The sequence below is a fragment of the Streptomyces sp. NPDC002994 genome, assembly GCF_040611155.1.
In the GTDB taxonomy this organism is placed as follows: domain Bacteria; phylum Actinomycetota; class Actinomycetes; order Streptomycetales; family Streptomycetaceae; genus Streptomyces.
This window is the reverse complement of sequence record NZ_JBEXNQ010000043.1, coordinates 1-26,317: the sequence shown is the minus strand read 5'-3', so window position 1 is coordinate 26,317 and position 26,317 is coordinate 1. Positions and strand designations below refer to the sequence as shown.

The window sequence follows — 26,317 nt, the reverse complement described above, 5'->3', positions numbered from 1 at the left end:
CGCTACGCCGCCGGCTTCACGCACGCCGGGACCGGACCGGCATGTGTTGATGTGGTCACAGCTGCTGGCCCGTCTTGGGGTCGTACTTGACGCTGACGGCGACGACTTGGTCGGTCGGGAGCACCTCGACCCATTGATCGAAGATCTGATAGGGCTCCGCGGGCCGGAAGCCGCCGGCCAGGGGATCGAACCCGTTCTCGAAGACCTTGTCGGCGGCGAGCGTTGTGTCGAACTCCTCCTGGGCCAGGGACCGCAGGTGGCCGGCGAGGAGGTCCAGAACCTGGCCGACCGTCTTGCCCTGGTAGTCGTCAGGGTCGTCTGTCTGTCTTGTGTACGTCTTGCCAAGGCCAGCTTCTCCTTCGACCTTCTTCAGCCACGCGAGCGCTGCTTGTTCGTGGCCGGGCCGGACGGGAAAGACCACTTTGGCCCAGGCGGCGTTCAGGAATTCGTTGCGGCGCTCGTCGGCGTCGATTTGGATCAGCCACCCCAGTGAACTTCCGAGGGGGGCCGGCACGGTCTCCTCGGAGATCAGGTAGTTGACCCGCCACTCGTACGGCGTCGATGGCGATGCGCTATTGGGCAGCGCGTAGAAATCCGCACCGGAGTACCATCCTGCGACCGTCTGGCCGGCCAAAGGCGGCAGTGTCTTGCCGGGTTCGGGCTTCGGGATGGCGCGTACGGGATACCTGCCGGCGCTCTCGGCGGAGGGCATGGGCGCGTTCACCGCGCCAGCGCGCCAGAAGTCGGGAGAGACGAAGTACAGCATCTCGTCGACGTCGAAGAACTTCTGGATCTCTTCTGCCGCCAGGTACGGCGTGTTGTTGTTGGGCGTGGGGTAAATGCCCTCCGGCAGCTGCTTGATCAGTTTCCGGAACACGCACCGCCGCTCCTCGTTGCGCAGGTCCTCGGAGGAGCGGAGACGCATCGAGCTGATCAGGCGCAGCCGCTCACGGACGGCCTGGCCGTACGCCTCGTGCTCGAGCCGGTCGACCTCCTTCTGGTATTCGGCCTGTGCCGCGTCGTTGAGTGCCTTGACCTTATTCTTGGCCTCATCCGTCGGCTCGTAGACGAGCGTGACATCGAATGGCAAGGATTTGCGGCCCTGGAAGTTGGCGTACGTCATTTTCACGTTGAGCGTGTGGGGGTTGGTCGACGTATTCACTGTGAACGGTGCGAACTCGACCTGGGCGCCGTGTTTGTCTAGGGAATGCACCTTGCTGAAGATGTAGCCCTCAGGAACGGGTGGCAGCGGCTTGGGGAAGCAGAACTGGATGATGTCGTCCTCCCCCGGGAGGTAGTCGGGAGTATCGTTAAATCCCCGGCAATCGTTGCCCGCCTCGGGTAGATAGGTTAGCTCGGCCTCGTCGTCCGGGCCCTGCTCGTGCTGGAAGGAGATTTCGAAGTGGTAGGGCACTTCCTTGCTCGCCGGTTCCGGGATCTTCTCCGGCTTCTGGATCGCGCTGAGATCAGGCGCGTCAACAACGTGCACCATGTCCCCCAGACCGAGTTCCCTGCCGGGATCCATGAGGTGGATCTGCCAGCACAGGCGTGTTCCGATGTGTTGCAGCTGGATGCCGACCTTGCGCATCTTGCGCCGCATCTCGTAGTTCACCAACTCGAGGGTGTTGTTCTGGAGGACGTAGCGGCGGCTCGACGTGTCGGTGGTCTCCGTAACCGTCCGGAACGTCGTCTTGAAGTTCCGCTTGATCTCGCTGGTGACCTTGGAGGTCTGCGTGCGGGCGCGCTTGTGCGTCGTCTCGGCACCCCGCTTGACGGTGTTCTGGGTACTGAAACTGAGACTAGCGTCGGCATGATAAATCTTGGCGTTCACCCCACCCGTGGCGCTGACGCCGAGTTTCGTGTCGTTGGAGTTCTCCTCCTTGACAGCATCCGAGACATCTGTCTGATCGGTGAGGCTCTCCTCGCTCTTGCGGGAGACCTCCTCCGACTGCTCCACCACCTTCTCGACCAGGGTGCGCCGTGTGCTGCTCTCCACCACCTCGACGGTGCCTCCCGGACTGACCCAGATGTGTCCCGAGGGGGTGCCTAGGAAGTTGTCGAACTCGAAGAAGTACTCGCGGAAGAGGTTGACCAACCCCACCGGCGATAGTGCTCCCCCCGCGCTAGCACTGTAGCGGTCGGCCAGGGCCTTCAGACCGGGCTGGATGAGCGTGAGGGCGTCGCTCCCGTGGAAATTCGCACGGGTGAGGTTGCCGATATCGGACGACGGGTGGATCGGAACCGCAGACATTCCGGCCGTCGCCCCCACCCACCCGGACAGCGGCTGGTAGACGCCGAACAGTTCACTGTCGTACGGCAGCGCCCCTGCGAAGTCGTACAAGGGCCGTCCGGTGAACGCGGGGGCGCCGGCAGCGGGTACAACCAGACGCTGGGAATGGCTGGCCACGCCGCCGTCGGGAACGGCTTCGAACTGGACCTCCACCAACTCGTTGCCGGGAGTGGCCTTGAAGAGCTGGACCTGGCCGCTGGATGTTTGCGCCGCGGCGACGAACGCGATCATCACGCTGCCGGGCGCGCTGGCCCGGGCCGCCACGTACTGGCGTGTCCCGTCCGGGCTCCGCCACACGAGAGTCCCGTTCACCGCGTCCACGCCGGGATAGGCGCTGGGGTCCACCACCGTGACGCTGCCCGGGAAGGCCATGGTCATCCGGCGCCCGATGACGATCTCGGTGTTGGAGCCCTCCACCTTGTACGACCAGATCCGATATGCGCCGCCGCTGGACGCCACAGGAAGCGATGACGTGCCCAGGAATGTGACCGTGTACGTCATCGAGACGCTCCTCACCTCGTCGTGTTCCTATCGTCATATTCGCGTGGCATCCGGAGCGAGGCGCGGTCAGAGGCGGCCAGCCATCCGAATGGCTGGCCGATCGGGTGACGGCGTCCCCTCATCGGGTCGGTGCGCAGCGCGTGAGATGTACGGATGGGACGATGTCTCATCAGCTACGGGAGGTGCACGCGTGAACGTCTATCTCGTCGAGTACACGACACCCAGGACCCCGCCCCTGAGGGAACGCAAGGTGGAGGCAGACGACTTCGCGGTGAGGGACGCGTTCGTGGAGTTCACCACCGCCGACGGCAAAAAGGTCTTCAGCGTCCGCGCCGAGACCGTTGTGACCATCGCCAAGGCGCCCCCGGCACCACCGACCACGTAAGGATGCCGAACCGGGATGAGTAGCTCTTCTGGAGTGAAGGACGTGGGTCAGGCGTTCAGCCGGTAAGTGGCCTGGCCAGGGCCTGGGTAGAGCCGTTGGTGTTCGCCTTCGGTGTGGAAGGTCCAGTAGGCGTCGAGGTTGCCGCTGGTGGTGAGGGCGCGGAGGCGAAGGACGGCTTCGGCTCCTTCGAGACCCCAGCGGGCTCCGGTGATGTTGAGGCGGTCGCCGATGAGGTGGCGGCAGGCGCCTTCGACGGCGCCGGTGGCGATGGGCCAGCCGGCGGCGAGGGCGGTGTCGTAGTGGAGCTCGTCGAGGTGGCCGGTGAGGTAGCGGTGGCAGGCGGCGATCGCGTCGCGTCGTTGCCGGGGCAGTTGTTGTCGGCCGCCCTGGGTGAGCATCTCGTCGGCGGCACGATCGGCGTGGCCTGCGAGGATCGTGGTCAGATGGTTCGCGGCCCAGGTCTCGGCGTCCTGGCTGCCGGGTGGGTGGAAGGCGTGGGCGGCGGTCCAGACGTATTCGGCGACGTGGACGAAGTCGATCAGGACGTGAAGGGTGGCCTTGCGGTGTTCTGCTTCGGCATGGATCAGGTCGAGCTGGTGGCGGGCGCCGTCGACGAGGACGACCCAAGGCCGCAGACGGCCGGGATCACGGGCCTCGGCCTGGTTGAACGCCTCCGTGATCACCTGCCCGGGGGTGCGGACCACTGAGGCGGTGCACCACTTGTTCCGGGCCGGCGGTCCTGGTCGTGGGGTGCGTTCGCCGGTGCGGCCGCTGGGCGGATGGATCACGTCGTGCGGACGGCGGGGTGCCGGGCGGGCGTCAAAGACGCAGGTCACGGTCGCCATCCGTTTCCGGTTCGGTTTCTCACCCGGCGCCAAGCGCCCCCGCAGCCCGGCTCTGGCGGCCTTCTCGGCCTTGCGGCGGGTCGCCTCCCGCAGTGCCTCGCGCCGCATCACGATCCCCTTGCCGTCGGCCTGGATCACCACTGGCATGTCCCGGCTGCAGGGCACCGGCACTTGGGCCTGGTGGAACGCGTCGATGTCCGCTGCGGCGGCGACCACCAGTTCCTCGAGGGCGCGTTTACCGATCACGTGTCCGCAGCGGCGGCGGACGGCGTCGACGGCCTGGTCGTAGGAGCCGCGGACCGCCTCGGTGACTGCCAGACGCTGCAGGCCCAGCGAGTGCCGTCCCGCGGGCAGCGACAGCCGCGCGTCCGCGGGATGGACGTTGCTCAGCCCCGGCCCCCGGTGGGCGATGCGGCGGACACGGACATGCCCGACCAGGCAGGACAGCCACCGCTCGTGTCCCCGCTCCCGCCAGGGACGCTCCACCCCGTCCGGGCCGACCACCGGCGCCGCCGACTCGCGGACATGTACTTCCTCGCGGTGTGCGCGCAGGTCGAGATGGTCCTGCAGCAGCTGCCGCAGCAACTCCCTCCCCACGGCTTCGAGATGTTCCTCGAGCTCGGCGTGCTTCCAGTCGCCGGCCCCATGGCCCGAGAGGGTGGCTGTCAGCGCTTCGAAGGCACTGACCGAGCGGGCAAACGGGTCAGCGGGAAGGCTGGTGTCGTAGTGTTCCATCCGGGCTCTTCCCTCCGGATCCGATTTGGTTGGCACCTTCGAATCTAGAGAGAAGAGTCCTTCGTTTACCGCGAGTTGGGCGAATCTGTTGTTCTTGCGCGTGATGGGGTGAACAGGCCCGGGCTGTCCTCGTCCAGCCAGCCGCGCTCGACCAGCCGCTTCACCTTCGACCGCGTCCCCTCGATCTTCCCCGTCTCGGCCGGCAGGCCGATCCTGGGAACGATCTGTTTCGCCCGCACCGGACCAGGAGCATCGCCCACGACCTCCACGATGTCCCGGTAGACATCCGGCAGCACGTCCACTCCCATGCCCGGCTGCCACTTCGGGACCAACAACACACCCACGACCCGCGTCTCTGCGCCCGCGAACGGCGCTCTCCGTCGACCCGGATGGCCCGCCCTGCACCAGCACCACCGTCCCGGCTGCGGCTGCCGCAATGCCCGGCACGCGCTCGAGGAACTCGCCGACGGTCTCCCGGGTGATCGTCAGCCGCGACAGCCGTTCCCGTTCCGTCTCCAGCCGAGCCGCCAGCCCGGCGATCTCACCCTCGAGTTCCTCCACCCGGGCCCGGGCAGCGGCTTCCTCGGCCTCGATGAAGTTTGACCAGCTGGCCTCGCCCTACAGTTCCTCCCCCAGAGAAGGTCTGGTCCCCGGGCAGCAGCACCCGGACAGGCACCGGCACCGGCTCAGGGGTGGAGGACGTCGTCATGCCTCCCACCGTACGGACGGACGCCGACAGCACCCGTCGCCACCTGCGCGGACGTCTTCCTCTGTCCACAGGTGATCCGTGGTCTCTGGAGGGATGAGCGATCACGAGCAGCAACAGCCGGCCCCGCGTCGCGGCAAGGTCCTGGAGGCCCTCGCGCGGGCGGAGCGGAAGGTGTTCACCCGGCCCGCGCCGAAATCGGCAAAGGCTCAGGTGAAATTCCTTCTCACGCGCACGAAGGACTCAGCGAAGGACCTGGCGGCGCGCCTGGGCGTCTCGCGCCGCACGGTGGAGCGTTACCGCGCCGGGCATCTGACGAAGCCCCAGAAGAAGCTCCAGGCCACCTTGGTGGAGGAGACGGAATCCGAGTGGCAACCGCAGGTCAGGGCAAAGGCGCGCGAGCAGGCGGCCACCTCCAGCGGCATGATGGTGGAGGTGACGGCGTACTTCGGATTTGCTTGCAAGGGCAGCTCTGACGACGGCCGCGAGCGCACCATCACCACGCCGATCTCACCCACCTACGCCAAGCAGATCCTCCATCTCCAGGAGGCTGGTGCGACGGAGGAGGAGCTGCATCCGATCGTCACGGAGGCCATCACCGAGTCGTATTTCACGGAATGGGGCACCCGCGCCGCTGGCCTGCGTGCGGATTTTACGCACGTCCAGTCGATAGATTTCCGGTTCTGACCACGCGGAATTCGCGGCCTGCTATAAACCGTATTTGAGCAGAAGCACGATAGTTGTCACGAAGGCAGCTTGTTGTCACCAGGACCGGTCCATCCCCGATGGCGAAGGCTGGGCAGACGTCTGCTGTCCTGTCGCATTGAAGCTGTCGGATTCTCACTCGTTCTCGTTCGTGCTGTCGGATTCTCATGGCGTCGCGTGCCGAGCGTCGGGGGTTTGTGTCTCATCCCCCACCCGCGCCGCCCGTCCGGCCGCAACTCGGCGTGGCCAAGGGACACTCTTGACGCCGTGTCGTGAAGGGCCAGAGTTTCACGCTCCTGCCGTCCATCCATCTGGCCGACGGCGCGGTGGTGCATCTCGTCCGGGGAGAACCAGTCCGCGTCGGGGACGGCAGCGATGTGATCACGGTGGCGCGGACCTGGCAGGACGATGGCGCCCAGTGGGTTCACGTGCTCGACCTGGATCGGGGGCGGGGTCTGGGAAGCAACTACCCACGGGTGAAGGAGCTCGCCGGGAAGCTCGACATCAAGGTCGAATTGTCCGGCGGCATCCGCGACGACGAGTCACTGGACGCCGCGTTCGCCACCGGCTGCGCCAGGGTCAACCTGGGCAGCATCGCGATGAAGGACCCCGACTGGTGCGCGAGGACCATCGCCGAGCACGGAGACCGTATCGCAGCCGGCCTGCCCGTATGGACCATGGCGCGGGGACCTCGCCTAAGCGACGTCCCGCAAATGATCTCCTGTACGCAATCACGTCACGCGATCAGAACCAGCAGAGCGCCCAAGCCGCATAGTGGTAGTCCCAGCGTCAGTAGTCGCTGCACGACTTTCAGTTCGCTCCGGGAATCGAAGTCAACTCCGACCAGACCGGTCTTGGCCCGCTGCGGTTTCCGCGGGTCGTAGACGACAGGAACGGTCGCACCGATCTCTGTCGGATTTCCGTGCTGGAGTACCTTCACGCGAACCGTGCGACCCCCATCGCCCGGGATCCGAATGTCGAGGAAGACTTTGGTGCGCGTGTCGGCAGTGGGGGCATGAGATATGCACAGTCCCTCTCCTGCAATGCCGTTCCGCTCAAGATTTCGACACCGCAGAAAGTCGACGAGATGCGGGATCGAGCTAAGCAAGTACAGAAACCCAGCGAGCGCCACAAAGGACCCGATAATTACCAGTACGACATTCACGAAGATCTCCCTGTGCCGTGGTCACCGCCGTGATGCCGTGTCGCAGCAGGCACTGACCGTTGTAAGGCCCTCTCCTATCACGATCTTCATGGCCACTCCAGCGACCGTGGACAGTAGAAGGCCGACCGTGCGAGCCCAACTCATCGACCTTGGCGACGCGCCCAGCGGCAGCCACACACAGACAGGTCGACATGCTCTTCGCTATCTGGCGAGGGACAGGTTGTGCAAGCGAGCGATGCCGAGCATCGCGTGGTGTACGCCGTCGCCTTTCAAGCGGCAGTCGCGGAGGATCTTCCAGCTCTTCAAACGGGCGAAGGTGTGCTCTACACGAGCGCGGACCTGACGGTGTGAGCGGTTGTGTTCCTCTTTCCAGGCTGGGAGCTCTGCTTGGCCTCGTTCGCGGCGGTGCGGGATGACCAGGCCAGTGCCGCGGTATCCACCGTCGGCAATCACGATGGTGTTGCCGACGGCGGCCTTGGCGCCGGACAGCTCCCATGCCTTGCAGTCGTTGCGGTTGCCCGGCACCGGTCGACCGACGGCGACGACGAGGCGGGTGTCGGCGTCGATGACGACCTGGTGGTTGGTGGAGTACCGATAGTTCTTCGACTGCTCGGCAATGCTGTGGTCACGCGTGGGCACCAGCGTGCCGTCCACGATCAGCACAGTGCCTCGGCGGAACCGCCGAGGTTGCTTCAGCGCAAGCAGGGGCCCGAGATGGCCGATAATGCGAGCGGCCGCAGACTTCGAGATGCCGAATAGTGGGGCGAGCTGCCGCACGGTCAGGTTGGTACGCCAGTACGCGGCGACCAACAGCACGCGGTCCTCCAGCGGGAGGCTCCACGGCCGGCCTCGCCGCGCTACGGCTGCCCCCTCCCCTCGGAGCGCGGCTACAAGCTTGCCGAAACAGGGCAGGTTCAGCCCGGTGAACGGGGTTATCCAGGACGGCTCCGTGGAGGTGATCACAACTGTCACGTCGAGATCATCCCGCCGCGCGGGCCTTCACGGCTCCGCACTCACAATCCGGAGCCTCGACCAAGGCCCTCAACCCCCGGTTACGGGACAGCACTTAGCCCGGCTCGGGTGGCTCGAGGACGACGGAGACCTGTGGGAGGTGATGGACAGACTGGACCGGGACGGCTGCGCTCGCTTCATCATCACCGATGTCAACACTGAGGGAACGCTCGGCGGTCCAACCTGGCTCTGCTGGACCAGGCCTGTAGGCGTAGCACGGCACCCGTACTCGCCGCCGGCGGCGTTTCCAGCCTCAACGACCTGCGGATCCTGGCAGGGCTCAGCCCCTTGGGCCTTGAGGGTTGCGTGTTGGGCAGAGCGCTGTTCGCAGGCACCTTCACCCTTCCCGAGGCGCTCGACGCGGTTAGAGCCCGGTAACTCACAGGCTCTGACGAAGCGCCGGGCAGCGGTGCGTAGGCCCTGCGCACAACCAATCTGCGGTCAACCCGCCGACGACCGCCAGAGTCCCAAACGAGCTCTACATAGCGACGACCACCGAGCTGAGCTGACGATTCGCCCGGATCTACACGACCCTCGCAAACCAGGCCCCTCACTACCGGCCTGTTCTGCTTCTATCGCGAACGAGACTTCCGAGAAGGCCAGGTCGTTTGAGAACGCCGGGAGCTGCTGTTCTCAAACCACCTGGCACCCCAGCAGGTCAACAGTTTCACCGTCTGAAAGATGCACTTCGACAGGACATCTGCGCTTACATCTCGTGGGGGAGCATCAGGGTCATGACGGGCTCGCCCGTATCGCCGGGCTCGGTGAGGAGCACGAGGTCGTCGCGGTCTGGGCGGAGCACAGCGCCATCGGCCACCACTACGAGGAACTGCGCGCCGACGGAACTGTCGACGCCTGGACGGAGCCCCCCGTTCGGTGAGACCCGGTACCCCGGGCGAAGACGACCCCGACCACAACGCAATCTGCTTCTGCCCCGGGCAGTGGCCGCGCGCCTTCTGCCTGGAGTGCGCCGGCTGCTCCGACTGCGAGCAGTGCCGCTGTCCCCGGCCGCGCCTCTTGTGAGGCGAGCGGGGAGATGGGAAGGCAGCGGGAGCCACGCGCTTCCATGTCCCCCGACAGCGAACCTGGACCGACTGTCATCGAAGTTGGACCGAAGGCCCCTTGTCAGTGGGGTGCGCTTTGCTGTCCTCCATGGAGATGACGCAACCAACGCTTAACGACCTGCTGGACCGCCTCGCCGCCCCGAGCGGCTCTCTGTATCTGTCACTGGACATCGACTCGCATGCGCTCGTCGAGCTGCTGGGCGACCGTTACGGGGTCCCACGGACCCTGGTCCTGGACGGCTTTACGGATCCGACCGTGGACGAGTCCTGTGGCGCGGCTCTTCTCGCCCTCCTCGAAGGTCGGGGCGAAACGATACGGGCATGGGCGTACGGAGATCAGTGGATTGGCGCCGGTACCGCCCAGGATGCGCAAGGGATTACCCGGCCGGTGCTGGCGACCGCGCCGCGACGGACGCAGGCCGAAGCGCTCGTGGGGGTATCCGGTCAGGATGCGGACTGGGTTGAGCGGCTTATCGGCATCACCGGCTGGACCCCACCCCTGCGGCGGCCGGACGTCGACTGGGCGCAGATCGAGGCGCGCCTGGATACGCGTCTTCCTGGCGACTACAAACGCATGGTGGAGACGTTCGGGGAGGGTGCCTTCGACGCGTGGCTCGGCCTGAACCAGGAGCCCTGGACCGCCCTCAGGGAGGACGGCCTACTCATCTGGGCGAGCACCGAGCACAAGGATCTGTACTGCTGGCGGACCGACGACGGCGACCCCGACCGCTGGCGCGTCGCGGTCCAAACCTTCGACGGAGAGGTCGTCCCCTTCGACTGCCCGGCCGCGGAATTCGTCTGCCGCATCCTCCTCGACCCGCACCACCCGTTCACGATGGCCCACTACTTCGACACCCACTGGTTCATGAATTACCGCGATAACGAGTGAGCGCAGCCTGCCAGCCACGACTACACGGGCCCGATGAGTGCGTGCTGCGCTCGGTTCATCCGGGCGCAGCGCCGGACGAGCAAGCAGCCAGTCCAACTTCGATAGCAAACGGTCCAGGTTTGCTGTCGGGGGACATTCCAGACCGTGTCACGCTGACGGAGCGTGAGCGTGACACCGGCTGTCACGCTCCCCCGGAAAAGTGTCACGCTGCCTTGAATACATCCCTTTATATCCGTTTCTCGGAGGCCGGATACCCGGGCGGAGCGTGCACATAAGAGTTTGTTGGGCGACGCTGAGAATGCCGATGGGTCCGGCACTGAAGGTGCCGATCACCGAGAACAAGATCGCCCCACTGGGGTGGTCCCAGCGGGGCGTTTGTCGGCGAGGTGTCGCGGTCGTCGGCAAGGTGCCGAGGCGCAATCAGTCGAACTTCATGCCGAAGTATGGGTCGGGTTCGCCTGTGTACGGGTCGACGCCGGACTCCCACCGTCGTCGTTCCTCGCGCCAGTGGACGAAGTGCGGAGAGGGCTCTCCCCAGAGGGAGGCGTCGCTGAGTGGGCACTCGTCGAAGTCCTTGGTGAACAGGCGCCGGAGGAACTCCGCCATTCCGCAGTCGTAGATTTTCCAGTGGGGCCAGCCGTGCCGTTCCCACACGACAACGGGCCACTTGTTGGGGTCGTGGTCAACCGTGAGCCAGCCGAGGATGTCGGCTCCGCAGCTGACGCCCCAAGCGACGACAGAATCAGGTCCGGCATCGATCCCGTCCGGTCCTCCTTCGGACTCCCACATGTGCCGCATGTTGGCTGTCTCGGCCGCCATGCCCCCGAGGCCAGGGCTGTCAGACGGCTGCGTGCTCGCTTCGGGGGTCACGATGCTCAGCGCGCCGTCGATGCCGCCGGCTCCGTAGGTGCTCATGAAGGCGATGTAGTCGGAGGGGAAGCCGACTCCCCAAGCCCGCCGGATCGCATCCCAGTCCACCTGCTCATCGGCACCGTCATGTGGCGGCATTACCACCGTGAGCGCGGTGAGAACTGTTCCTTGAGACGGCATGTCCCCTCCAGTGGTGTGCATCGTCTGATGCAAGGTATCCGGTGCCACCGACATCGAGTTTCGAGGGTGTGGAATGTCAGTCGAGGACTTCGGTGACGGCGGACTGGGCGGCTTTCTCGTCGACGAGGGACTTGCCGGCGGCGAAGGTGGCCACGAGGGACTGCAGGCAGGGGTTGTTGACCGCGCGGGGGAAGCCGCGCGATGTGGTGTGGATGAGGGTGACGGCGTCGTCGGTGAAGAGCTGGTCGCTGCGGCCGGCGAGGCCGAGGTGATGCTTGATGTAGCTGGCGGTCTCGGTGGAGGTCATGCCGGGCATCGTGTAGCGCAGGGCGGTCCCCTGTTCAAGCGCGGCCAGGACGGCGAGTTTCATGGTCCGCCGCGGGGTCGGCTGGCCGACCAGCAGGCAGGCCAGCGGCGAGTCCTGGTCCATGGCCGTGTTGGTCAGCATCCGGATGGCTTCGAGCTGTTCGTAGTTGAGCAGGGGTGCGACCGCGTTCGTCGCGTTCGGCGGCCAGCCCCAAGCCGGTCTGAGCGGTGAGTCTGGAGCCGAGGTGCGAGGGCTGCTGGCCGAAGGCGGTGACGATGGCTTCGTGGATGCCGCGGACTCTGATCATGGGGTTGGGCAGGTAGATCACGGTGTGTTTCGACGGGTCGATGCCGTGCAGGACGGTGCGGACGGAGACGGTTTTGCCCGCGCCGACCTCGCCGGTGACGACGCCGATGGATCGTTCGGTGATGCACCAGGTGATGCGGGCGACGGCTTCGTTGTGGGACGCGTGGCGGTGGAGCATGCCGGGGGCGAGGTCGCGGCCGAAGGGCATGCGGCTGAATCCGTAGTGGGCCTGGAGTTTGTCAATCACGTTGCAGTACGGAACGTAGTCGTGGGGCGGTTTCGCCCGCAGTGGTCCCGGGCCCGGTTGCCCGGCGATACCGTGGTGAGACACGCCAGTTCTGCCCTCTGGAGCCCTCGATGAGCGAACAGCCGGCCCCCGCCGCCCGGCAGCTAGAGCCCGCAGCCGCCGACGCGGTGCGCGCGTACGCGGCCAAGACCCGCGCCGACGCCGACCGGTTCGCCGCCGTCCTGGAGGACATCGCCACCAACGGCCTGCCGACCCCGAACAGTGCACCCCTTGGGAGGAGCTGCGCGAGGCCCACCTCGCCCGGCTCACCGCGCAGCGCCCGGCCGTAGCCTGATGGCCCCGCAGCGCGGCCCGCGCCGCGCCAGGATCGCCTTCTCCGACTCCGCCGCCAAGCAGCTGGAGAACATCACCAGCGAGGCGGACATCCACGCCCTGGACCGCGGCCTGGTCGTCGTCTCCGTCGACCCGGACGTCGGTGAGCCGATCCCCGGCGACAGCGTCGGTCCCCAGCTGCGCCAGTACGCCGACGAAGTCGAGCGCGTACGGCTCCTGTACTGGGTCACCGCGCTGCGCACCGTCGTGGTCGTCGCGTACATCGAGGTCTAGCCGCCGAAGGAGCCCAGGTGCCGACCAGCCTCACCCAGCTCAGCGCCGACCGGCAGCTCACCGCCCTGCGTCGCCCGCTGCACTGCAAAGGCACGGCGACCGTGCTCCGGCAGGGCCCGGCCGCGGAGCCCGGCGGGGCGCCAGCCTGGCTGCTTGTTCCTGTGCTCTGAGCACTCCGAGGATCTGCCGTGCTGGCCCGGCGCCGAGGCCGACACCGTGGATCCGCTGACGCTGTCGTGCGGGGCCGCGCTGGACTACCGGAGCACCGAGCAGGTCCTCCAGTCGCACGCCGTGCTGTGGCTCACGCCGGTGACCGGGGTGGAGTCGGCGACGTGCGCCGACGGCTGGCCAGAGGCCCTGCACCGGGCGCACCGCGTCCTCGCCTTGCGCCTGGAGGAGGCCGGCGGCGAGGGCGAGACGCTGAACAGCCTCACGATGATGCTGGGCATGGCAGTCGAGTACGCGGCGGAAGGCGACCTGTACCAGGCGATGGTTCCTCTCGGGTACGGTGAAACGCTCTCCCGGAACCTGTAGCCGCTGCGTGCTGCACCCGGCGACTGCACGGTGCTGCTCCTGGTGCTGCTGCTCGTCTTCCTGCACCGCGCTCCAGGGCGGTGCAGCCTCCCTGGAGTGCGGTGCAGCATTCGCACGACCCCGGCGGCACACGGCTTGCTGCTCGTGCAGCAGCCCCCGGCTCGGGGAGCAGCAATCGCGGGGCCAGCGCCCGTGCTGCACGTCGGTTTCCCCTCCCGGGGAAATATGTACGCGTTACTTCAGCATGGCGATGTGTGCGGCCGCCGGGGACGGGGTTGACGGCCAGTGGTTTTCTGCCACCTGATCTCGACCGGGGGCTGCCCTTACCGCTGTTGGTAGGTTTCCACGACGTCCCACATGCTGACGTGCAGGGGAGTCGGCGACCCGCTGGGCGAGCGGGGATGCGGCACCTTCGAGCTGCCGTACGGCGACCTCAACGACCCCCCGGCTACCTCACGGCCCTATCACCCAAAGCGCACCCGGCCCGCACTGCTGCCCGGCTTCTCCGGCACTACTACCTCCGCCGGTGCTCCTCGTATGGGAAGTAGTCGTACGTCTCGGTCATTGCCGGGTGCTCCTCGAACGCATCCATCGCCACCTGCAGCTGCTCCGCCGGAAAGGCCCTCGGTCCTGTTCGCGGGTACGCGTTCATCAACGCGACCTGCTCGTGCAACAACTGGACCCGCACGCCGGAGAGGACCTGGCCTCGTGCTGTTCCTCGGTTCGGGGTGAGCGGGGCCTACCGCTCGCCTCAACAGACCGTGCCCTGTACGGGTGTCTGCCGGCTTTCAACCGCCGAAGACGCCCCGGCACAGTTGGGCCTGCTCGGTATGCACCAGCACCTCCTGATCGTCCACGGACCGGTCGGTACAGTTCAGGAACAGCCAGGGGTAAGACGGTCCGGCAAATGGATCATTTGAGGCGCCGGGTGGTGGGGCGGCCGTCCCAGCGGTAGCGGCTCGTTGCTCGGCGGATGAGCATGCGGAGCGTGACGAGAGCGGCGGCGAGGTAGAGGTAGAAGTCCACGACCTCGCCGTTCCTCTCGGTGCAGCGCCGGAGCTTGCCGTAGTCGTTCATCCACGAGTGCGTGCGCTCGACCACCCAGCGCTTGCCTGCCTGGAGCGGGGCCGGCACTCCCTTGCGGGCGATCTCGGCCGTGAACCCCAACTCTGCTACCAACGCACGGGACTTGGCGCTGCCGTAGCCGCGGTCGAGGTTGACATTGACGGCGTCCGGCAGCGGGCCGACCTGCTCCTTGGCAGCTTCCAGGGTGGGTCCGAGCAGGGGTGAGTCGTGCCGGTTGGCTCTGTCGGAGACGATCCCGAGCGGGACACCGCAGGCGTCGGAGGCGACCGAGCGTTTCAGTCCCTGCTTGCCCCGGTCGACCGGGGAGCGCCCAGACTTGTCGCCGCCGGACGGGGCCTTGGTGATACAGCCGTCCACCAAGATCTCGCCCAGTCCGAGGCCGATCAGTCAGTCCGAGGCCGATCAGTAGGTCGTACGCCTCAAGCGCCAAGGCGTGCACCTTCTCGGATATCCCCAGCCTGGCCCACTCCTTGACGCGGCGTCGGATCGTCCGGTCGGAGCATCCGGCTGTGGAGATGCGTTCGTAGCCGGAGCCGTGGACCAGTGCGAGCACGATGTGCTCGAAGACCGTCCGGTCAGCGATCCGGCGGCGGTGACAGCCCAGCGGGTGGTCCGCGACGAACTCTCCCCGGGCGGGCAGGAGTGCGGCGAACTGGTCCCAGAGGGGTTCGAGCAGCAAGATGGCACTGCGGGCACGGCCGTCCTTCGTGATCACTGAGTGGGCGGTCATCGCGTTCCGCTTCCTGGCGGGTCCTGCGGCGCCGCGCACGGTGCGACGTCACCCGTGATGACAAGACGCCGCCTCAGTCGCACAGGGCTGCCATCTGCGCCTTCATCAGTCCCTCGCTTCGCGGGACGGGCGGCTCATCCTTCAGGTCCGCGCCGAGGTCGTAGACATTGACGGCCAGGACCAGCTGTCGCTCACCGTCGGCGGTGGTGAGGGACACGCTGGTGAAGCCGGGTCCGCCGCCGTCGCTCGCCCAGGCACTGATCGGCTTGGTGTCCGGCTCCGAGCCGCATGTCACGTCCCTGCGCTGCACGCCGAGTCCGTACGCCGGCGCGCCGGGGTACTGCACCGTGGTCAGGAGTTCGCGCTGCTGGGCGGGGCGCAGCAGCTTGCCGGTGAACAAGGCCCGGTGGAAACGGGCCAGGTCGTTGACCGTGGAGATCATGGCGCCAGCGGTCCAGTCGTACGACGGGCTGAATCGGGTCACATCGCGTCCCGTGAGGTCGTAACCGTGCAGATGAGGGCCGTGAATGGCCGGGTCGGTCAGCGGGAAGGAGGTGTCCTTCAGGCCGAGCGGGGCGAGAATCCGCCGATGAATTTCGGAGGGCGCGCTGTGACGTGTGACTGCCTCGATCACCAGACCGGCGAGTAGGTAGTTGGTATTGGAGTACGACCAGCCGCCGCCGGGCGCGAATAGCGGCTTGTGCCGGACGGCGCGGGCGATCACCTCCCGAGGGGTGTAAACGTGGCCCCATTCGTGGCGCTCCAGGTAGGGAGCAAAGAACTCCGGCTCGTCGGTGGGGTCGTAGATGCCCGAGGTGTGGTTGAGCAGTTGCCGGATGGTGATGGCCCTGCCAGCGTTGCCGTTTCCCTGGACCACGCCGGGCAGCCACTTCTCCACGCTGTCGTCGAGCGAGAGCCGTCCTTCGCCCTCCAGCTGCAGAAGCACCGTCGACACGAACGACTTGGTGTTACTGGCAATCCGGAACCGCTGGCCCGGCCGGGCTCGCTCGCCGCTTGCCGTGTCCGCGAGCCCGGCCGCCATCCGTGACTCCCGCTCTCCGTGCCTGGCATACGCCACGACACCCGGGAATCCGTCCGCGACCGTCTGCTCGATGGCCTCCTTAAGGCCGGGGGGCGGCGAGGCCGACGCCCGCTCCGCCGCGGCCGCCGGGAAGATCCCTGATACCGCCACCACGCAAATCCCCGCCCACACTGCTGCGGCCCCCGCACGTGCCTTCACCGATTACTCCTGTTTTCTGTTGCCTGTGCCGTTCTTGCCCCAGCGTGCCGGGCCGCCGCACCAGTCGCCCATCCTGCTGACGCCCGGGTTGATACGGGGGCTGTCCCCACCCCACACGGTCCTGCCCCCTCGCCAAGTCTGTGCATGGCGAGGTCCTGACCAACGTTGCCGAGACCCGGGCGGGGCTCATCAGACCACGTCATCCCGACGAACTGCAGGAAGGGCGACAAGGCGTCGATGGCGTGCCCGTACGAAGCATGCCCGTGGCCGTAGTTGACGGCTGAGCGTAGAGAACTCAATGATCACGCGGACCCATGCCCGCTGGTGCCCGCCCCAACTCTCGGACGCCTAATGCCGGTCGGTCTAAGTCGGTCAAACTCACCTGTCAAACAGTCAAGATCACTTGTCAGAGGACAGTCCCGCCCCAACCCACCGCCGAGTCCCGCGTTGCGATGAACGCCGCGCCGCCCCTCGTGCGGGTGAATTCCGAGCCCGCTCATCCCCGCAGGTACTCCCTCCGGGTGACGGCTTGTCAGTGCTGCTGCCTAGCGTCCGACGTGTGACAACTCCATCGCGCCCTGGCGGCGCTCGTTGCCAAAGGCGGTGACCTCATGAGCCTGACTTCTGGGCTGCATTGTCCGCGCACCCCGCTGCGCCGGTTCCTGGACCGTGAACTGTCGGCTGGCGCCCACCCGTTGCGCAAGAGCTTCCGTGCCCGGGACCAGAGCGACCAGATCCTGCTGCCGGGCCCCGGTGTCGGTACCGAGGCCGGGAACGTTGGCACCGCGATCGACTACCGGCTGCGCCTGGCCTTCACCACTGCCGATCCCGTGGATCCCGTCGCGCGCGCCGGGATCCTGCTCACCGGCACGTACGACTCCGACCCGAGCCAGCGGATGCGGGAAGTGGGCGAGGAACTCGCCGCTCGCCTGGAGGAGACAGTCCTTGGCCTGCGACTCGACAACCGCGAGCTGCCGATGGACCGGGCCCACGACGAAGAGGAGGACCTGGCCCGGATGCTGATCGCCGCGGCCTGGTACCAGGTCAACTACCGCACCTCGATCGGGTTCGCCTTCACCCCGCTGGCCATCACCGCGCGGGAGGACCCTGGCGCCTTCACCCTGGAACGGCTTCTGGAGCTCCCGCACCGCGACGTGGTGGCCGACGTCGTTGCTCAGCTCTACAAGGCCGCCGACGGCCCGCTGGACACCCTGCGGGCCCGTACCCGGCCGGAGGACTGCACACCCGGCCCCACGTTCCCCACCGACCGGATCAGCGCGGACGCCGACCTCGCCGTCGACGGACTGCTGCTCGACTTCAAGAGCACCCGATACACCCGCACGCTCCGCCAGGACGAAGCGTGGCAGCTCCTCGGCTACCTGCTGCTCGACACCGCCGACCAGTACCGGATCGACACCGTCGGCCTGTACCTCTCGCGCTCCGGCACGCTCGCCAGTTGGCCGGTGGAGGAGTACCTGGAGCTGCTCGGGGCCTGCCGCCGCGACATCGCCGTCTTCCGCCGCGCGTTCACCGAGCTGCTCGAAGGCTGCACGGCCGACGATGAACCGTACGAGCAGAAGGAGGAAGAGCAGGTCAGGCTGCTGCTCCGGCGCCTGGCCCCCGTCGCTGCCCCGGCCACTGCCTGGTGTGCACGCAGCACTGCCCCCACTTCGGCCGCCGACCCCGGGAGTTCTGCTCAGCCTGGTGCCGAAGCCGCGCCCAGACTCTGCGCAACAAGGGCCTGCTGCCCGGCCCTGCTGCCACTCCGCCCCCCAAGCAGCGCCTGGAGCTCCCCGACGACGCGGAGATTGTGAGTCTCACAGCCCGTTTGCCCAGGTAGGCGCGGCGTGGTGTGAGGCAGTCGGGAGTGAGGGAAGCCGTCGGCCAGGGCCTGCGGCTGCTGCACGGTGCTGCTCCTGGTCCTGCTGCTCGCCGCTGGTGCGCAGCAGGGTTGCTGCTCGGTGGGTCGTCGTGGTGGCGGTGCTGCTCGTGGTCCTGGTGGTGGTCGTCGGGTGGCAGCAGGGTGGTGTCGTGACTGCAGCGCAGCAATTGCATGTGCCAGGCGGCACACGGGTGCTGCCCGGGTAACAAGCTGGCCCCACCCGTGCTGCACCGGCCGGTGCAGCCGCCTGCTGCCCGGGGCCGTGCTGCAATGCAGCGCGCGCGGCTCCCGGGCCAGCAGCGCGGCACCGTCTCCGTACCGGCGGCTGCGCGCCGTGCCCCGCGTCAGAGGCGTGACCTGCTACGCCGAGGATGAGTTGCGTACGTGGTGGGCGAACTTCAAAGAGTGGAGCAGCATTGAGTCCTGAAGAAGGGCAGTCCTGCACGTGCGATGCAGTTGTGTGCCACGGGCCGGCGCTGCTGGCGGCTGACTTTCAGTACCGGCATGAGCTGCCCACGGCTTCGAAGGCGGCGAAGTACCGCCGTTCCGAAGAGGCCGGCACGGTGTTGCAGCTACTGATCAGGCTTATGACCAAGCTGAAGGACGACGCTCCGGTGGTCTTGGACTTCGCCGCTGAGGCGGAGGACCTGGATCTCGACCAAGTTGCGCTGCAAGTGAGAGTCGCGTGGCTGGTGAATCACCGGTATCTCGCCCTAGACGGCCAGGTTGATGGTGTCGCCAGGCTGTGGATCAACCCGTCGGTAGCCTTCCTACCGCACACCACCGACATCCGTGTGGCCGCTGCGCGGCACCAGTTTCCCTACATCGCCGCGGATGACAAGGGGATGGCTACTGATCAGCCCGTTCATGTGGCCGCGTACGACGAGCAGGGCTGGGAGCACGTCTACCGGCTCAACGCCGAACAGTTCGAAGACCCGCCGCGCTTTTCGTTCGGATGCCCGCTCCATCACACAACTGGTCCCTACGCGTTGGACTGAAGTCGGCAGTTCGACCGCACGCTGGCATATGCTCTGCGGCCGAACGTCCTGATCCAGCACTGCGGCGTCGCATCCCTCCATGGGGCGCGACGCCGCAGTCGTCTGCGGATCAGCCGGACTATCCGGCGGCGCGGACTGGCGCTTGGGAGGAGCCGCCTCGTACAGCGGGGCCGTGATCTCGGGCAGCTCGCCGTCGGCGATGCGCTCGGCAGCATCCTGGAGGGCTTCCTCCAGTTCCTCCCAGGCGTCTCCTCCACGCCGAGCAAGTCGCGGACCTGCTCACAGAAGAAGTGTCTCGCATGCCGCGCGATCGCGCAGCATGCCTTCCACGATGTCTGCGCCCACGGCGCCTCCTGCGTACCAGGCGGCCCCGCCGGCCGCGCGTAAGCACCGCACCGGTGGGTCTTCCCAGGGACTGGGCTTCTCCCTCGGGCAGGAACAGTTCCCACTCCAGCGGGCAGGACGCAGTGTTTTGCCCACTCCGGTGCCCAGGACCTCGATCCGCCGACTCCAAACACTGGGGCGTTCCCCTGTTTCGCCCCCGTCCGCGGGCGTGCCTGTGCTTGCGGTCTGGGGGGTATTGATAACCGGATCGTTTGGACCGGGCATCGGTGGTTCGTCCGGCAGCGGCCCTGCGGCAGGAGGCGCCCGGGCAGGCGGCTCGGGAGCGGGTGTCGCTGCCGGACGAACCACCGATGCCCGCGTTGGCCCGGCGTTCGGCGATGCGTCGAATCTGCTGTCCACGTCCCCGGCCCCGGGGAAATCCCCTCATCATGAAAAGAATTGGACCGCCCAGGCAGGCTTCCTGCTGGGCCTTTACCGAATGGACACCAGCACAGCGGCAACATCCGCTCAGGCACTTGAGGTATACGGGCCGGCTTTCCCGCGGACCGCGCAGATCGGCATGCCGGCCCGGACCTCACTGACGCGCAAGGCGAGGAGCTGCTTGCCCTGGGGGCGGCGGAACTGGCCTGGGCCCGCGCCGAAGAACACCAGCCGACCGCCGGGGAAGTGCAGCGCATCGCGTTCGCGGCATTCTCGCTCCTCCTCGATGCCCGCCAGGCGCATGGGCGATAAAAACTGCCCGCTCCGGCCGACCGGAGCGGGCACTGGGCAGAATGTGGGTCAGGCGGGGGTGATGTTCTCCGCCTGGGGGCCCTTCGGGCCTTGGGTGATGTCGAAGTTCACCTTCTGGCCTTCTTGAAGCTCGCGGAAACCGGAGCTGGCGATGTTGGAGTAGTGGGCGAAGACGTCAGGGCCGCCGCCGTCCTGCTCGATGAAGCCGAAGCCCTTTTCCGAGTTGAACCACTTGACGGTTCCGCTGGTTATTTGTCCTCCAAGGGGACTGGTAGTCGGCTCCCGCACGGCGCGGGAGCCGGAGGGATCGCCTGGTCCTCAGAGACTCTGAACAGCTAGACGCCCGTGAACATGCGCTCACGGGCGGCCGGTACTTCGGATCCATGACAGCTGGTTATGACGCTACACGGACACTTCTCGCCCCACAGCACAACGCCCAGGCACAGCCACACCATTGGCCGACCGGGACGCGAGACGACTCTGACGCCCGGCGAGCTGATCACGGAGTGCCAGGTCTGCAGGCTGGTCCTTTGGCAAGAGGGTGAGCTGCGGAGAGTCGTCGGAGGGCAAAGCGGGACGATCGGGCGTGCGGTGGGGGCCCTTCGGGTACAGCCAGAAGGCCGCGGCCGGTAGGCCGGCGTGATCGACGTGCCCCGAACCTTGGAGACCGTGATGGCCAGGAAAGTACGTGAAGTGATGACCGCTGCGCCCCTGACAGTGGGGCCGCAGACATCGGTCGCGGAAGTCGCCCGCGTGATGCGGGACGAGGGCATCGGCGCGGTGCTGGTCGCCGAGGGCGACGAACTGCGCGGCCTGGTCACTGACCGGGATCTGGCGGTGCGGATCGTGGCGCGGGAGGGCAACATCGCGGACTACAGCGTGGCCGATGCCTGCAGCGAGGAGCTGATCACGGTCTCCCCGGACGATGACCTCGCCCGGGCTGTCTCCTTGATGCGCGAGCACGCCGTGCGGCGTCTGCCCGTCCTGGAGAACAACCGGCCCATCGGCATCGTGTCCCTGGGCGACCTGGCCGTCGAACGCGACACCGACTCCGCCCTGGCCGACATCAGCGTCGCCGACCCCAACGAGTAACCCGAAAGGATCCATCGTGGATCACGACACCTTCATCGGCCAGGTCCAGGCCCGCGCCCGCCTCGACGGGCAGGGCCCTGCCGAAACAGCTACCCGGGCCACCCTGGAAACTCTCGCCGCGCGCGTCCCCGCCGGTCTGGCCGACAACCTCGCCGCCCAGCTCCCGGCAGAGATCGGCGAACACCTGCGCCGGGTCGCCGCCGCCCCCGACCAGCCCACCACTGGCGTACGTATGAACAGCGGGTCTGGCACGCCGCCACCGGTTTGGCGCGGGCGCGAAGGGCAGGGTTGAGCCTGTTCTCCAACCCTTGCAAGGGCGTCGGCGCGCCCCCGCCCGGCAGTGTTAGGTACGCGATGTTGATGGGCGCCGAAGAGGCTGAGTTTGCGTTGGTGGGATGTCGGGTCACGGTCGGGCTGATTCCCGTCGCGATCAGTCCGGTCCGACGCGCTTGCCGTATCAGCTGGACTGGTCGGGGGAGGGGTAGCCGACGTTGTCCGTGTAGAAGCGGCCCTGCTCGCACAGGTCCTCGATCTCAAGGTTCTCTTCCTCGCTGAGTTGCTCATCCAGCGCGACCAAGATGACGCGTCGGGCGCCGGACAATCGCCGCGCGACATCCCAGTCGGCGATGAATTTGCCGACGGTGTACTCGTCGGCGGTTCCGGATCCCATGCTCACGGACTGCAGCCAGGACATGGGTGGAATCGGTGCGCTGTGTGGTGCGCTCCCGCACCAGCCCGGCGTCCTTGAGCCGGGTCAGCGCCAGGCCCAGAAGCCGATCCGTGCGATCACCCTCGATGAGGCGTTCACGGAAGTCGCCCAGAACGCTGTGGTGGAATCCCGGATCGTCCAGCTCCAAAGCCATGGCGTACTTGAAATCGATGCGGCAGCGCACTGCCTCGGCCGCCTGCCGGTCCGAGAGGCCGAGGAGGAACTGCAGCACGCAGACGGTGGCCAACTGGGCAGGTGAGAGACCCGGCCGACCATCGCGTGGGTACCAGTCGGCGAAGTCCTGGTCGTCCCACAGCCCGTCCAGCCGGTCTCTCACCCACATCGTGTCGTGCCGTTCGGGTTACTCGCCCGTGCGATCTGCACGGTCAGAGCCGGAACTTGCTCACCAGAACGGGACTGAGAGACAACGAACACCTCGGCAACCACATCGACCTGCGGGACAGCCCGAGCATGCCCGCTGATCACGCTGCCCCACCGGAAACCCCAAGATCCCCGACAGAGTCACCCGCGGGACGGCGAGATGGCGGCCCTGTGTTTCAAACCTCCTGTCGTCCGCCCCAGGCCCTGCAGAACCGGCAAGGACACCGCGAGCACGGGCGAGCAAGCCGACCGGGGGGTAAAACTCAAGCGCAGGCGGGAAGTTGTGCGTCAGGCCATGTCGCGGTCTTCCTTCGCGGCGTCGGACATCCACCAGGCACCCAAAGCGAAGAGTGTGTCGGTGCCGGAGAGCTCGTACAGCTCCTTGATGATGTTGTTGACAGTCGTTTTCCCTACGCGGAGTGTCTTTGCGATGGTGTCGTAGGTGGCTCCTTCCAGGAGCATTCTCAGAACTTGGCGTTGGCGGGCGTCAGTTCTGACCTGGAGAGATGTTCCAAATGGCCCTCCCATCCACGGCGTTGACCGGCGCCAGAGCTGCATGAAGATTTCAGTGACGAGGGTGATGAGGAGTGGGTTCGTGATCTTGAGGGCTTTCTTCTCTTCGAATGGGTACCGGTAGTCGGGGACGATGGCCAAGGCACTTCCCACGATCACCATTCGAAGGAAGCCCCCTTCCGCGGTGCGGACCTCGGCACCGTGCTCGCTCACGGATTTTGCCCACACGGACTCGGGTTCGCGTTCACGGGCGCCGTTGAGATAGACGGTCTTCAGAGCGACGCCCCGCTGCAGCATGGGAATGTCGCGTTCCATTGACGCTGGCAGGATTCCGGGTCTCCTATCGATGGGATGAGCCGTGTAGACATGCGACGTTTCCGCGTCGCAGGCCTGGTTGATGGCCGCTGTCGCCAGGCTTTTGTGGGGTAAGGCCTCGACCCCGATTTCTGGCATGCCGGGCACCGCGTCGGCCGGAACGTTGCCGAACACCGCACTTGCGGAGGCCATGCGCGTGAGAGCGGCCGCGATGGCCTCACGCTGCTCCTGCATGTAGGCGCGCTCTGCCGTCGCAAGAGCAACAGGCCTGTACTTGCCGAGAAGCGTCGGATCCTGGAACGCGAGGCCGTAGACCTCGAGTTCGTCCACACCCTTCTCGTCCGCAGTGGGGAGGTGGCCGCACTGCAGCATCCGGCTGCGCAGCGCAATCGCGGTAGGTGACAGAACCTCCTCCACGCCAGCCCGCTCTGGTATGTCCTTCGCTGTGCCCATTTCGCCCCCTGGATATTTGTGCACTGGACCATCATCCACCCCCATTCGCTTGAGCTCACCTCTCGCGTCCGTGCAACCTACAGAGCAGCACCGCAACGGAGGCCCAAGTGTGGGAGGTGTGCTTCGCGGCGCGTTCAACGTTTTGCCAAGCGGTCGGAGTCCAGGGGGTGGTTCGGTCAACCGGTACAGGAAGTCCGAACTCGACATTCGAACGCACGTAGGTTCCGTGACAGGTGGGGCATACCTGTTAGCAACGAAGTGTGGGGATACATGACCATGAAACTCCAAAGGAAAGCGGCGACCGCCGCTTCGATACCCGGGCCGGCCGGTATGACCGCCGGATCCTGGAAGAAAGGCGCCATGATGCTCGCATCAATGGCGCTCATGGCCGGGGGCGCGCTCGCAACGGCAACACCGGCATTAGCGGCTACCGGAGGCTGTGCCAACGGCAACCTTTGCCTGTACGCCGGCACGCAGTTCAACGTACCCGGGCTCACAACTGGCAAGACCTACGAGTGCTTCCAGCTCGGCTTCTATCGACTGGCTGGCAACCCTTACTACATCTATTCGTATGTCAACAACCAGCCGGTGAAGGCCGACCTGTGGTCGTCGACGGGGGTTCCGGACAAGTGGAGATATGTGGGGACTATCGGCCCTGGAAAATTCAGCAGCAACACGCTGAAGAACTTCAACGACGCGAACCTCGTCTGCACTGGCGGACGGGCGCCCTACTGGAGCCAGGCGTAGCCTGCTCCGGTGATCTGGCCCGTCGCCACGCCACGCAGACCTGCAGGTGAACGTCGGGTCGCGGAAGGCGACAGCCCGGACGCCTCGCTGGTGCCCGGGCTGTCGTCGCCTCAGGAGCCGACCGGGACCAGGTGCGCTCGACACCGTCCACGCCTATTCATGGCCTCGATGGCGGAGGCCTTCCCTCAGTCTTGGTGGGAGACAGGGCCTACAGCGTGTTGCAGAAGGCTGTGAGCCGGGCATTTTTCCTGTATGGGTGGGGTGTTGAGGGCTGAGCCGTTGTGGGTGGAGACGTTCACCGGGTTGCGGATGCGGCAGTTCGAGCGGCTGCTGAAGGTGGTGCGGGAGCGGGGCGGGAACGGTCCCGGCGGTGGGCGGCCGTGGTGCTTGACGCTGGCGGACCGGGTGCTGCTGGTGGCCGTCTACTACCGAACCAACCTCACGATGCGGCAGCTCGCGCCGCTGTTCGGATGCTCGCCGGCAACGGTGTGCCGGGTCATCCAGCGACTGCGGCCACTCCTCGCCTGGAGCCGGCTCCGCGCCCCGCGGACGCAGTGGAACGGCTTTGGATCGTGGACGGCACGTTGATCCCGGTGCGTGACCGGAAGGTCGGCGCCTCCTCGCGTAATTACCGGTTCTCGGCGAACGTGCAGGTCATCATCGACGCCGACACCAAACTGGTGGTCGCTACGGCCCGTTCCGTCCCGGGCAATCGGGCGGACGCCCGTGTCTGGAGGGAATCAGGCCTGGCGGAACAGTGCCGGGGAGTGACTGTGCTGGGCGACGGCGCCTATATCAACACCGGGCTTGTCGTCCCGCACCGCAAACGACCAGGCCGCCCACTGTTGCCGGGCGAGGAGACGGACAACGCGGAGCATCGCCGGGTACGTGCCCGCGTCGAGCATGCCTTCGCCCGGATGAAGCACTACAAGATCCTCCGAGACTGCCGGCAACGAGGCAACGGTCTTCACCACGCAGTCCAGGCCGTCGCCCACATGCACAACCTCGCCTTGGCCGCGTGATCAGATCGGCCACGACCCCGGCCCTCACCTGCCCAATCACAGCCTTCTGCAACACGCTTTAGACCGGAGTGCGCGTGGCAGCCCTGTTGCGAGGCGACGACACGGCTCGGCTGCCTCATGTCGGCGTACGCGTGAACGTCCCCACCCACGTACAGATGAACGGGTTCGGCGCGGATCTTGTGATGCGGCCCATGGGGCGCGTCTTGGTACTCGGGTTGGCAGCGCTGTGGAGCGCGGCTCAGTAGCGGTAGTTGGGCCAGTGGGGGTCCTCCCAGCGATCGGGACCGGGGAGACCGATCAGCCGTATCCGGTGGAGCAGTTCCTCGGGAACGTTCTGGGCTCGCAACCGGTCAGGCGCGTGGCGGACCAGCCAGGCCGCGAGCTCGGTGCACAGATCGTCCTCGTTGTCCCAGGCGTCCCATGGAAGTTCGTCTCCCAGCAAGTCGTACTCCCAGTGGGCAGCCGCTTCGGCCAGGTGCCCGTCGGCCACCGGATGAGCCAGTGCCTCCCAGGTGGTGAGCCACGGGCTGAGCGTGGCGGATGCCTCGGCGCACACCGCGAGGACCTCGTGCGCGGGCACGGAGGGATCCGTTTCGGTAAGCGTGTGAGCCCACCAGGCGTGCAGGAACTCCGGGCCTTGACCCCGAGTCCTGGACACGGGTTATGCGGCTGGTGCCAGCGTAGTTGATGTCGTTTCGGACGCTGTCTCGTAAGCGATCGGGCTGC

Annotated in this window: 26 protein-coding genes and 6 pseudogenes; 16 read left to right on the top strand and 16 right to left on the bottom strand. The window is 66.7% G+C overall.

The window, feature by feature from the left end; all coding sequences use genetic code 11:
- Positions 1–55: 55 nt before the first annotated feature.
- The gene (locus tag ABZX79_RS35550; RefSeq protein WP_355267416.1) at positions 56–2,791 is read right to left on the bottom strand and encodes a hypothetical protein; all 2,736 of its coding nucleotides are present in this window, start codon (positions 2,789–2,791) and stop codon (positions 56–58) included.
- 190 nt (positions 2,792–2,981) lie between these two features.
- On the opposite strand from ABZX79_RS35550, the gene ABZX79_RS35545 reads away from it, so the two are divergent.
- Positions 2,982–3,176 carry a hypothetical protein gene (locus tag ABZX79_RS35545; RefSeq protein WP_355267413.1) on the top strand — a complete coding sequence of 65 codons (195 nt, stop codon included), beginning with the start codon at positions 2,982–2,984 and terminating at the stop codon, positions 3,174–3,176.
- Positions 3,177–3,223: 47 nt separating this feature from the next.
- On the opposite strand, the gene ABZX79_RS35540 is transcribed toward ABZX79_RS35545, so the two are convergent.
- The gene (locus tag ABZX79_RS35540) at positions 3,224–4,756 is read right to left on the bottom strand and encodes an ISKra4 family transposase (RefSeq protein ID WP_355267410.1); all 1,533 of its coding nucleotides are present in this window, start codon (positions 4,754–4,756) and stop codon (positions 3,224–3,226) included.
- Between the two features lie 65 nt (positions 4,757–4,821).
- Positions 4,822–5,100 (bottom strand): hypothetical protein, encoded by a 279-nt coding sequence (locus ABZX79_RS35535; protein ID WP_355267407.1) that lies wholly within the window; start codon positions 5,098–5,100, stop codon positions 4,822–4,824.
- A gap of 458 nt (positions 5,101–5,558) precedes the next feature.
- Between ABZX79_RS35535 and ABZX79_RS35530 the strand changes: the two genes are divergently transcribed.
- Both ABZX79_RS35530 and ABZX79_RS35525 read left to right on the top strand, forming a co-directional pair.
- On the top strand, positions 5,559–6,149 hold the full coding sequence (locus tag ABZX79_RS35530) for an HTH domain-containing protein (protein ID WP_355267404.1): 591 nt from the start codon (positions 5,559–5,561) through the stop codon (positions 6,147–6,149).
- Between the two features lie 290 nt (positions 6,150–6,439).
- Positions 6,440–6,829 (top strand): annotated as a pseudogene (locus ABZX79_RS35525) (HisA/HisF-related TIM barrel protein); the annotation flags it as partial.
- A 74-nt stretch (positions 6,830–6,903) separates the two neighbouring features.
- Here ABZX79_RS35525 and ABZX79_RS35520 read toward each other — a convergent pair.
- Together ABZX79_RS35520 and ABZX79_RS35515 are read right to left on the bottom strand one after the other, a co-directional pair.
- Complete coding sequence (locus tag ABZX79_RS35520) at positions 6,904–7,332, bottom strand: DUF3592 domain-containing protein (protein WP_355267401.1); 429 nt, start codon at positions 7,330–7,332, stop codon at positions 6,904–6,906.
- A 201-nt stretch (positions 7,333–7,533) separates the two neighbouring features.
- Positions 7,534–8,304 (bottom strand): transposase, encoded by a 771-nt coding sequence (locus ABZX79_RS35515; RefSeq protein WP_355267398.1) that lies wholly within the window; start codon positions 8,302–8,304, stop codon positions 7,534–7,536.
- A gap of 222 nt (positions 8,305–8,526) precedes the next feature.
- Here ABZX79_RS35515 and ABZX79_RS35510 point away from each other — a divergent pair, with 222 nt between their 5' ends.
- From ABZX79_RS35510 to ABZX79_RS35500, 3 genes are all read left to right on the top strand, one after another.
- Positions 8,527–8,721 carry a HisA/HisF-related TIM barrel protein gene (locus ABZX79_RS35510; RefSeq protein WP_355267471.1) on the top strand — a complete coding sequence of 65 codons (195 nt, stop codon included), beginning with the start codon at positions 8,527–8,529 and terminating at the stop codon, positions 8,719–8,721.
- A gap of 337 nt (positions 8,722–9,058) precedes the next feature.
- Entirely contained in the window at positions 9,059–9,223 is a 165-nt protein-coding gene (locus ABZX79_RS35505) for a hypothetical protein (protein WP_355267395.1), read from the top strand.
- A gap of 272 nt (positions 9,224–9,495) precedes the next feature.
- Positions 9,496–10,296 carry a hypothetical protein gene (locus ABZX79_RS35500; protein WP_355267392.1) on the top strand — a complete coding sequence of 267 codons (801 nt, stop codon included), beginning with the start codon at positions 9,496–9,498 and terminating at the stop codon, positions 10,294–10,296.
- Between the two features lie 420 nt (positions 10,297–10,716).
- Here the strand turns inward: ABZX79_RS35500 and ABZX79_RS35495 are convergent, their stop codons facing one another.
- From ABZX79_RS35495 to ABZX79_RS35485, 3 genes are all read right to left on the bottom strand, one after another.
- Positions 10,717–11,211 carry a hypothetical protein gene (locus tag ABZX79_RS35495; protein ID WP_355267390.1) on the bottom strand — a complete coding sequence of 165 codons (495 nt, stop codon included), beginning with the start codon at positions 11,209–11,211 and terminating at the stop codon, positions 10,717–10,719.
- Between the two features lie 211 nt (positions 11,212–11,422).
- Entirely contained in the window at positions 11,423–11,653 is a 231-nt protein-coding gene (locus ABZX79_RS35490) for a hypothetical protein (protein ID WP_355267387.1), read from the bottom strand.
- Positions 11,654–11,687: 34 nt separating this feature from the next.
- On the bottom strand, positions 11,688–12,167 hold the full coding sequence (locus ABZX79_RS35485; RefSeq protein ID WP_355267384.1) for an AAA family ATPase: 480 nt from the start codon (positions 12,165–12,167) through the stop codon (positions 11,688–11,690).
- 149 nt (positions 12,168–12,316) lie between these two features.
- Here ABZX79_RS35485 and ABZX79_RS35480 point away from each other — a divergent pair.
- The 4 genes and pseudogenes from ABZX79_RS35480 to ABZX79_RS35465 all read left to right on the top strand — a co-directional run bounded on the left by ABZX79_RS35480 (position 12,317) and on the right by ABZX79_RS35465 (position 13,346).
- A pseudogene (locus ABZX79_RS35480) lies at positions 12,317–12,540 on the top strand (hypothetical protein).
- On the top strand, positions 12,540–12,812 hold the full coding sequence (locus tag ABZX79_RS35475; protein ID WP_355267381.1) for a hypothetical protein: 273 nt from the start codon (positions 12,540–12,542) through the stop codon (positions 12,810–12,812). Before ABZX79_RS35480 ends, ABZX79_RS35475 begins: the two are co-directional and overlap by 1 nt.
- 17 nt (positions 12,813–12,829) lie before the next feature.
- Positions 12,830–12,982 (top strand): hypothetical protein, encoded by a 153-nt coding sequence (locus ABZX79_RS35470; protein ID WP_355267378.1) that lies wholly within the window; start codon positions 12,830–12,832, stop codon positions 12,980–12,982.
- A complete protein-coding gene (locus ABZX79_RS35465) occupies positions 12,966–13,346 on the top strand; it encodes a hypothetical protein (protein ID WP_355267375.1) in 381 nt (126 codons plus the stop codon). Before ABZX79_RS35470 ends, ABZX79_RS35465 begins: the two co-directional genes overlap by 17 nt.
- Before the next feature lie 912 nt (positions 13,347–14,258).
- On the opposite strand, the pseudogene ABZX79_RS35460 reads toward ABZX79_RS35465, so the two are convergent.
- Together ABZX79_RS35460 and ABZX79_RS35455 are read right to left on the bottom strand one after the other, a co-directional pair.
- Positions 14,259–15,128, bottom strand: a pseudogene (locus tag ABZX79_RS35460) (IS5 family transposase).
- Positions 15,129–15,235: 107 nt separating this feature from the next.
- Positions 15,236–16,354, bottom strand: a complete 1,119-nt coding sequence (locus tag ABZX79_RS35455; RefSeq protein WP_355267373.1) for a serine hydrolase domain-containing protein — start codon at positions 16,352–16,354, stop codon at positions 15,236–15,238.
- Positions 16,355–17,013: 659 nt separating this feature from the next.
- On the opposite strand from ABZX79_RS35455, the gene ABZX79_RS35450 reads away from it, so the two are divergent.
- Both ABZX79_RS35450 and ABZX79_RS35445 read left to right on the top strand, forming a co-directional pair.
- Complete coding sequence (locus tag ABZX79_RS35450; RefSeq protein ID WP_355267370.1) at positions 17,014–18,216, top strand: hypothetical protein; 1,203 nt, start codon at positions 17,014–17,016, stop codon at positions 18,214–18,216.
- Between the two features lie 484 nt (positions 18,217–18,700).
- Positions 18,701–19,282, top strand: a complete 582-nt coding sequence (locus ABZX79_RS35445) for a hypothetical protein (RefSeq protein WP_355267367.1) — start codon at positions 18,701–18,703, stop codon at positions 19,280–19,282.
- 852 nt (positions 19,283–20,134) lie between these two features.
- On the opposite strand, the gene ABZX79_RS35440 is transcribed toward ABZX79_RS35445, so the two are convergent.
- Positions 20,135–20,392, bottom strand: coding sequence for a hypothetical protein (locus tag ABZX79_RS35440; RefSeq protein ID WP_355267364.1), 258 nt, complete (start codon positions 20,390–20,392; stop codon positions 20,135–20,137).
- Positions 20,393–20,407: 15 nt separating this feature from the next.
- Positions 20,408–20,611 carry a cold-shock protein gene (locus tag ABZX79_RS35435; protein WP_355267468.1) on the bottom strand — a complete coding sequence of 68 codons (204 nt, stop codon included), beginning with the start codon at positions 20,609–20,611 and terminating at the stop codon, positions 20,408–20,410.
- Between the two features lie 420 nt (positions 20,612–21,031).
- Between ABZX79_RS35435 and ABZX79_RS35430 the strand changes: the two genes are divergently transcribed.
- Together ABZX79_RS35430 and ABZX79_RS35425 are read left to right on the top strand one after the other, a co-directional pair.
- Positions 21,032–21,451, top strand: a complete 420-nt coding sequence (locus tag ABZX79_RS35430; protein ID WP_355267361.1) for a CBS domain-containing protein — start codon at positions 21,032–21,034, stop codon at positions 21,449–21,451.
- A 16-nt stretch (positions 21,452–21,467) separates the two neighbouring features.
- Positions 21,468–21,689 (top strand): annotated as a pseudogene (locus ABZX79_RS35425) (DUF2267 domain-containing protein); the annotation flags it as partial.
- Positions 21,690–21,908: 219 nt separating this feature from the next.
- Here the strand turns inward: ABZX79_RS35425 and ABZX79_RS35420 are convergent.
- The 3 genes and pseudogenes from ABZX79_RS35420 to ABZX79_RS35410 form a co-directional block, all read right to left on the bottom strand.
- On the bottom strand, positions 21,909–22,121 hold the full coding sequence (locus ABZX79_RS35420; protein WP_355267474.1) for a hypothetical protein: 213 nt from the start codon (positions 22,119–22,121) through the stop codon (positions 21,909–21,911).
- Between the two features lie 160 nt (positions 22,122–22,281).
- Positions 22,282–22,503 (bottom strand): annotated as a pseudogene (locus ABZX79_RS35415) (transposase); the annotation flags it as partial.
- Positions 22,504–22,829: 326 nt separating this feature from the next.
- A complete protein-coding gene (locus ABZX79_RS35410) occupies positions 22,830–23,822 on the bottom strand; it encodes a LuxR C-terminal-related transcriptional regulator (RefSeq protein ID WP_355267358.1) in 993 nt (330 codons plus the stop codon).
- Positions 23,823–24,092: 270 nt separating this feature from the next.
- Between ABZX79_RS35410 and ABZX79_RS35405 the strand changes: the two genes are divergently transcribed.
- Positions 24,093–24,569: a proteinase inhibitor I36 SMPI gene (locus ABZX79_RS35405; protein WP_355267355.1), complete on the top strand. Its 477-nt coding sequence runs from the start codon at positions 24,093–24,095 to the stop codon at positions 24,567–24,569.
- 252 nt (positions 24,570–24,821) lie between these two features.
- Positions 24,822–25,591, top strand: a pseudogene (locus tag ABZX79_RS35400) (transposase family protein).
- A 238-nt stretch (positions 25,592–25,829) separates the two neighbouring features.
- Here ABZX79_RS35400 and ABZX79_RS35395 read toward each other — a convergent pair.
- Positions 25,830–26,171 (bottom strand): hypothetical protein, encoded by a 342-nt coding sequence (locus ABZX79_RS35395; RefSeq protein ID WP_355267353.1) that lies wholly within the window; start codon positions 26,169–26,171, stop codon positions 25,830–25,832.
- Positions 26,172–26,317: the final 146 nt, after the last annotated feature.

Coding starts and splice junctions, on each gene's coding strand:
- ABZX79_RS35550 (WP_355267416.1), bottom strand. CDS start 2,791: ATGACGTACACGGTCACATTCCTGGGCACGTCATCGCTTCCTGTGGCG.
- ABZX79_RS35530 (WP_355267404.1), top strand. CDS start 5,559: ATGAGCGATCACGAGCAGCAACAGCCGGCCCCGCGTCGCGGCAAGGTC.
- ABZX79_RS35500 (WP_355267392.1), top strand. CDS start 9,496: ATGGAGATGACGCAACCAACGCTTAACGACCTGCTGGACCGCCTCGCC.
- ABZX79_RS35410 (WP_355267358.1), bottom strand. CDS start 23,822: ATGGGCACAGCGAAGGACATACCAGAGCGGGCTGGCGTGGAGGAGGTT.
- ABZX79_RS35450 (WP_355267370.1), top strand. CDS start 17,014: ATGAGCCTGACTTCTGGGCTGCATTGTCCGCGCACCCCGCTGCGCCGG.
- ABZX79_RS35485 (WP_355267384.1), bottom strand. CDS start 12,167: ATGCCCTTCGGCCGCGACCTCGCCCCCGGCATGCTCCACCGCCACGCG.
- ABZX79_RS35405 (WP_355267355.1), top strand. CDS start 24,093: ATGACCATGAAACTCCAAAGGAAAGCGGCGACCGCCGCTTCGATACCC.
- ABZX79_RS35420 (WP_355267474.1), bottom strand. CDS start 22,121: ATGGGATCCGGAACCGCCGACGAGTACACCGTCGGCAAATTCATCGCC.
- ABZX79_RS35495 (WP_355267390.1), bottom strand. CDS start 11,211: ATGAGCACCTACGGAGCCGGCGGCATCGACGGCGCGCTGAGCATCGTG.
- ABZX79_RS35540 (WP_355267410.1), bottom strand. CDS start 4,756: ATGGAACACTACGACACCAGCCTTCCCGCTGACCCGTTTGCCCGCTCG.
- ABZX79_RS35475 (WP_355267381.1), top strand. CDS start 12,540: ATGGCCCCGCAGCGCGGCCCGCGCCGCGCCAGGATCGCCTTCTCCGAC.
- ABZX79_RS35490 (WP_355267387.1), bottom strand. CDS start 11,653: ATGACCTCCACCGAGACCGCCAGCTACATCAAGCATCACCTCGGCCTC.
- ABZX79_RS35430 (WP_355267361.1), top strand. CDS start 21,032: ATGGCCAGGAAAGTACGTGAAGTGATGACCGCTGCGCCCCTGACAGTG.